Source organism: Actinophytocola sp., from assembly GCF_050699935.1.
Lineage (GTDB): Bacteria > Actinomycetota > Actinomycetes > Mycobacteriales > Pseudonocardiaceae > Actinophytocola.
In genome coordinates this window covers 1-5,871 of the sequence record NZ_JBOHGB010000247.1, presented here as the reverse complement: position 1 = coordinate 5,871, position 5,871 = coordinate 1, and the positions used below count along the sequence as shown (strand labels likewise).

Annotated in this window: 6 protein-coding genes; 5 read left to right on the top strand and 1 reads right to left on the bottom strand. The window is 72.2% G+C overall.

The features are described from left to right. The 5 genes from ACRDTB_RS37050 to ACRDTB_RS37030 form a co-directional block, all read left to right on the top strand. The coding region (locus tag ACRDTB_RS37050) for a D-alanyl-D-alanine carboxypeptidase family protein (protein ID WP_431436933.1) at positions 1 to 783 on the top strand (783 nt) is incomplete at its 5' end. Positions 784 to 822: 39 nt separating this feature from the next. Beyond that, positions 823 to 1,038, top strand: coding sequence for a hypothetical protein (locus ACRDTB_RS37045; RefSeq protein ID WP_431436932.1), 216 nt, complete (start codon positions 823 to 825; stop codon positions 1,036 to 1,038). Between the two features lie 431 nt (positions 1,039 to 1,469). Then, positions 1,470 to 2,522, top strand: a complete 1,053-nt coding sequence (locus ACRDTB_RS37040) for a C40 family peptidase (RefSeq protein WP_431436931.1) — start codon at positions 1,470 to 1,472, stop codon at positions 2,520 to 2,522. Between the two features lie 149 nt (positions 2,523 to 2,671). Next, positions 2,672 to 4,021: a basic secretory protein-like protein gene (locus tag ACRDTB_RS37035; RefSeq protein ID WP_431436930.1), complete on the top strand. Its 1,350-nt coding sequence runs from the start codon at positions 2,672 to 2,674 to the stop codon at positions 4,019 to 4,021. A gap of 9 nt (positions 4,022 to 4,030) precedes the next feature. Next, positions 4,031 to 5,176 (top strand): glycosyltransferase family 4 protein, encoded by a 1,146-nt coding sequence (locus ACRDTB_RS37030; protein WP_431436929.1) that lies wholly within the window; start codon positions 4,031 to 4,033, stop codon positions 5,174 to 5,176. Positions 5,177 to 5,198: 22 nt separating this feature from the next. Here the strand turns inward: ACRDTB_RS37030 and ACRDTB_RS37025 are convergent, their stop codons facing one another. After that, positions 5,199 to 5,663: a hypothetical protein gene (locus tag ACRDTB_RS37025; RefSeq protein WP_431436928.1), complete on the bottom strand. Its 465-nt coding sequence runs from the start codon at positions 5,661 to 5,663 to the stop codon at positions 5,199 to 5,201. Positions 5,664 to 5,871 lie beyond the last annotated feature (208 nt).

Sequence of the window (5,871 nt, the reverse complement as noted above, 5' to 3'; positions counted from 1 at the left end):
GGGTTGGTGCGCTCCGCGTTCGGCGGCGCCGGCCTACGGCTCCCGGCCGGTGCCGCGGAGGCGCTGGCGACCGGCGCGTCGGTCCCGGTCGGCGACGCGCAGCCTGGTGACCTGCTGTTCCTCGGCCCGAAGCAGCACGGCGTGCAGGGTGTGGGCATCGTGCTCGATGAGCGGACCATGCTCACGGCGGATGCCCGGCTGGCCGGTGTCGTGGTGACCGACCGGCCCACCGGCGACGCGGTCCTCGGCGTCACCCGGCCGTCGTTGCCGACCGGCCGAGCCCGCCCCGTGCCGCGCGCCGCGGCGGGTGCCGACGAGGGCCTGACCTGGCGCTGCGGCGGCGTGGAGCTGGCGCCGAGCCGGTCCGGGGAGGCGGCGGGCGCCTGGGGTGGCTACCCGAACGGCTTCATCCCGCGCGCGGTGCTCTGCCCGATCGGAGTCGGCGAGCACGCGCTGCGCTGCGACGCCGCCACCGCGTTCTCCGCGCTGAGCAGGGCTTACACGGCCAGGTTCGGGCGCCCGGTGTGCGTCACCGACTCCTATCGCACCTTCGCCGGGCAGGTCCGGCTCTACGGCGCGAAGCCGGCGCTCGCGGCGGTGCCCGGCACCAGCAACCACGGCTGGGCACTGGCGGTCGACCTGTGCGGCGGCATCCAGTCCTTCGCCACCGCGCAGTACGCGTGGATGAGCTCGAACGCGCCGGCTTTCGGCTGGTCGAACCCGCCGTGGGCGCGGCGCGGCCAGGGGCGTGAGGAGCCCTGGCACTGGGAGTTCACCGGCTGAGATCCGAAAATGTCAGACCCCTTTCCTAGCGTTCGGGTCATGAGGAACTCGAACCGCAAGGAGCAGGGCATGATCATCGATTGCGACAGCTGCGTGGTGCGCGGGCTCGCCTGTGGCGACTGCGTGGTCAGCGTGCTGCTGGGCGCGCCGCCGAACGTGGAGCTGGACGCGTCGGAGCAACGCGCCATCGACGCACTTGGGAGGGCGGGGATCGTACCCCGACTACGGCTCGAACACATCGACAAATCCGCGTGACCGGCTCAACACGCGCGGCGACCGATTCGGGTCGGTAAGCGGTCGTTTTCTGTCGCCGAACGGAACTGACGATCTCCCCGTACCGGGTGAGCTGGGTAGTTGTGGCCATCACAGTGTGGAGTTGGGACTGCTCCATTGGTGTCGGCGCGGATCTGAGCCACTTTTTTCGGGGCCACCGGTAGACGCACGGACACACTTTTCGTAACCTGTCCGAGATCTCACGGCCGACAGCGGCCCACCCCGGGGTTGCTACGTGAGGTCGCCGCCTAGTCAGCCTTTGTCGGGAAGGCTGAACCGGAATCCCCCACGGTGGGACGAGGGCACTGATCGCGCAGCCGCTGTTGCGGCCGAGTGCGGTCCGAACGCGTGCCCAGAGCCCCACGGCGGTTTCGATACCGAAGGAGACCCGCGCGAACGTGGCGTCGCATCGAATGAAGCGCGCATTTCGGGTAGCAGCCAGCGTCACCGCGGCGGTCGTCGTGGTGAGCGTCTCCCCCTCACCGGCACTCGCGCTTCCCCCCGCGCACCAACAGCCGCCGCCCGACACGGCGTCGGAAGCACTTGCCCAGTACAAGAAGCTGACGAAGCAGGCCGACCAGGTGAACGAGGATCTCCTCGAGGCCCGGACCGACCTGGACAAGAAGCGGGCCCAGCTGAACAAGGCGAACATCGACCTCAAGAACGCGAGGGCGGCGATGGCGCAGGCCGCCGCCGACGAGGAGGCGTTCCGCGGCAAGGTCGACGTGCTCACCAACGCGTCCTTCCAGGGCGCCCGGTTCAACAAGCTCTCGGCGCTGCTCACCGGGTCGTCGGCGGACGACTTCCTCGAGCGCGCCTCGGCCCTGGGCGTGCTGGCGTCGGACAACGAGGAGGCGCTGTCGAAGCTCACCGGCGCGGTCAACCTCGCTGCCGACGCACAGGCCAAGGCCACCGCCGCGCAGAAGAGCGCGAGGGACGCGAAGAACTCCGCCAAGCAGCTGCTGGGCAAGATCACCAAGACCAAGGACGCGCTCGAGACGAAGATCGACAAGGTCGAGGACGCGTACAACAGCCTGAGCGGCACGGACCGGGACGCGCTCGCCGGCCCCGAGGACAACAGCGTCTACCTCGGCCCGCCCGGCGCGGGTGGCACGGCCGCCGAGGTCGCGATGCAGCAGCGCGGCAAGCCGTACGTCTACGGTGCCGAAGGCCCGGACACGTACGACTGCTCGGGCCTGACGATGTACGCCTACGCGGCCGCCGGCATCAGCCTGCCGCACTCCAGCCGCGTGCAGTTCACGATGGGCAAGCCCGTGTCGGGCGACTTCCAGGTCGGTGACCTGCTGTTCTACGGCAACAGTGCGGACACGATCCACCACGTCGCGATGTACATCGGCGACGGCATGCTGGTGCACGCCTCCACCTCGGGTGTCCCGGTCAAGACCGACGAGGCCCCGTACGGTGCCGGCAGCGACTACCTCGGCGCCAAGCGCATCGCCGGCTGATGCCCGAGCACTATTCAAAACACTCCGGATCAGCAGCGCCCGGGCACCTGCGGGCCTGTTTTGAATAGTGCTCGCCGAATGATCGACCGTCTCGGGGCCGGTGCCGTGGCGCACCGGCCCCGATTGGCGTCTGCCCCTAGCATCTGTCTGTGATTCGAAGGGCGAGCCTGCGGGCATGGCTGGGCGCCACCGTCGCCGCGATGGCCCTCGGCGGCCTCGTGCTGGTGGCCGTGCCGGGCCAGGACGCGTTTCCGGCCACCCCCGGACCCGGCCAGCCGATGGGCGCGCCGGCGCCGGCCGATGAGGCCGACTCCCGCGCGGAGGCGGTCACCGACCTGCTGGACCGGCGCGCCAAGGCCGTCCGCGAGCGCGACGAGCAGGCGTTCCTCGCCACCGTGGACCCCGAGGCCGACCGGGTGTTCGTCCTCAACCAGCGGCGGCTGTTCCAGAACCTCGCGAAGGTCCCGCTGACGACCTGGTCCTACGAGCTGCACCCCAACGACGCGCTCGACGTCGACGACCTGCCCGCCGAGGTGACCGCCGGCGCCGACGAGCTGTGGGCCCCGGCCGTGGACCTGCGCTACGCCCTGCGCGGCGGGGACGTCACGCCGACCAGCCGCGCCATGGGCTACCTGTTCGCCCGCCACAGCGAGGCCGAGGGCGGCGGCTGGTACCTGCGCTCCGACAACGCGCTCGACCGGCTCGGCAGGCGGACCTGGCGCGGGCCGTGGGACTTCGCGCCGTGCCAGGTGACCACCACGCGGCACGGCATCGTGGTGAGCCACCCGGGCAACGACCAGATCGTCGAGCGACTGGCCAGCGAGCTGGACCCGGCGGTGCGCGCGGTCGGCGACATCTGGCCGACGTCGTGGTCGGAGCGGGTCGTGCTGATGCTGCCGGACTCGCCGGGCGAGATGAAGGCCATGGTCGGCCCGGACTTTCCCGTCGACTCCGTGGTCGCGGTCGCCGTCGCGGACCGGGTGGACCACGCCAGCCGCACGGCCACCGGCCAGCGGGTCGTGCTGAGCCCGAACGGCGTGCGCGCGCTGTCCCTCCCGTCCCTGCGGGTGGTGCTGCGGCACGAGATCACGCACCTGGCCGCCCGCACGGACACCGTCGACGGCTCCCCGACCTGGCTGCTGGAGGGCTTCGCGGACTACGTGGGCTACCGCGACAGCGACGTGACGCTGGCCGAGGGCGCCCCGGACCTGGCCCAGCGGGTCCGGTCGTCGGGTCCGCCGGGCGCGCTGCCGGAGGACCGGGCGTTCCGCGGCAGCGGCGCCGAGCTGGACCAGGCCTACCAGCAGAGCTGGTCGCTGGCCCGGTTCGTCGCGGACCGGTTCGGCGAGGACCGGCTGGTCAAGCTGTACCGCACGCTCGCCGCGGTGGGCCCGGCGTCCGCGCGCGAGACCGACGACATGCTGCGCGACGTGCTCGGGATGGACCGTGCGAAGCTCGTGGGTGACTGGCAGGACTACCTGCGTGATGCGCTCAAGTAGGGTTTGCCGGTGGCCCGGACCTTGGTGGTGACCAACGACTTCCCGCCCCGCCCCGGTGGGATCCAGTCGTACCTGCACGCGCTCGCGACCCGGCTGCCGGACCAGGATCTGGTCGTCTACGCGCCGTCGTGGGAGCACAGCTCCGGCTCGCACGCCGAGTTCGACGCCGAGCAGCCCTTTCCGGTGATCCGCCACGGGGGCGGGCTCATGCTGCCGACCCCGGCCGTGGCGCGGCGGGCCCGCGAGATCCTGCGCGCCGAGCAGTGCGACAGCGTGTGGTTCGGCGCCGCCGCCCCGCTGGCCCTGCTCGCGCCGCAGCTGCGGGCGGCGGGCGCGCGGCGGATCATTGCCAGCACGCACGGGCACGAGGTCGGCTGGTCGATGCTGCCGGTGACCCGACAGGCCCTGCGCCGCATCGGCTCGACGACCGACGTCGTGACGTTCGTGTCGAAGTACACCCGCTCGCGGTTCGCGTCCGCGTTCGGCCCGATGGCGGCGCTGGAGTACCTGCCGTCGGGAGTGGACACCCAGCGGTTCCAGCCGAACTTCGCCGCACGCAAGGAGATCCGCGCGCGCCACGGCCTCGGCGACCGGCCGACCGCGGTGTGCGTGTCGCGATTATGGCCACGCAAGGGCCAGGACATGTTGATCAAGGCGCTGCCCCAGATCCGCCGACGGGTCCCGGAGGCGGCGCTACTGCTCGTCGGCGGCGGCCCGTACGCCGACCGCCTGCGCGCGATGGCCGACCAGCTCGGCGTCGGCGAGCACGTGATCATGACCGGCCGGGTGCCGAGGGAGGAGCTCCCCGCCCACTTCGTGGCCGGCGACGTGTTCGCGATGCCGTGCCGTACGCACGGCCGCGGCCTGGACGTCGAGGGCCTGGGCATCGTCTACCTGGAGGCGTCCGCGTCCGGCCTGCCGGTGGTGGCCGGCCGGTCGGGTGGTGCCCCGGAGACCGTGTTGGACGGCGTGACCGGCAACGTCGTCGACGGCCGGGACGTCGCCGAGATCGCCGACAGGGTGGCCGGTCTGCTGGCCGACCCGACCCAGGCCGGCGAGATGGGGGAGGCGGGCCGGCGCTGGGTGTCCGGCCACTGGCGGTGGGAGGACATCGCCGCCCGCCTGGCCCGCCTGCTCGACGGCAGTGCGTTCTGACCGGGCGTGCTCACCGGCGCCGCTAGCGACCGCCCGCGGCACGCAGCTCGTCGGCGTCGAGGACCGGCTGGGTCTCGTCACTGCCGGCCTCCTGCACGGCGGCGACCCGGGCCCGCACGTCCGGGGGCAGGGCGACGTGCAGGACCTCCAAGCTGTGCGGGATCTTGCCCGCCATCGCGGTCAGGAACGACCGGTGGAACTCCGCCGAGGTCAGGACCAGGAGCTTGCGGTGTGCCCGCACCAGGGACAGGAAGTACAGCTCCGCGAGGCAGTTCGTGACCTTGCCGGACGGGTGCCGCCCGGCGCCGCCCGCCGCGGTCTTCACCGACGCCACCACGCGGCCGTCGTCGGACACGGCGTCGAACTCGTGGTACCCGCCGGGCTGGAGCCGCAGCCGTCGTCTGCGGAACACGATCTGGTGCTCCGCCGACAGCACCTCCCGCACATGATCTTCGACCGCCGTGGCCACGTTGCGGGTGTTGACCATCCTGGCCCTCGCTTCCGGATCGGCCCCCGTCACGGGAAGCGTCGGTTGCGAAGGGCGACCGTTACGTTACCGAGGTAGCGCCCATGACTCGATGGCCGAGAAGTCCTCGTGATCATCGAGGGTCCGCGCCCGGGGCGTCGGCGCGGGGGCCGGCTCGGGCACGGACGTGGGCCCCGACGCGGGGGCGGCCGCCGGCTCGGGCGCGGTC

Bases quoted from the DNA above. Each gene is read 5' to 3' on its own strand.
- ACRDTB_RS37045 (WP_431436932.1), top strand. From the start codon at position 823: ATGAGGAACTCGAACCGCAAGGAGCAGGGCATGATCATCGATTGCGAC.
- ACRDTB_RS37040 (WP_431436931.1), top strand. From the start codon at position 1,470: ATGAAGCGCGCATTTCGGGTAGCAGCCAGCGTCACCGCGGCGGTCGTC.
- ACRDTB_RS37025 (WP_431436928.1), bottom strand. From the start codon at position 5,663: ATGGTCAACACCCGCAACGTGGCCACGGCGGTCGAAGATCATGTGCGG.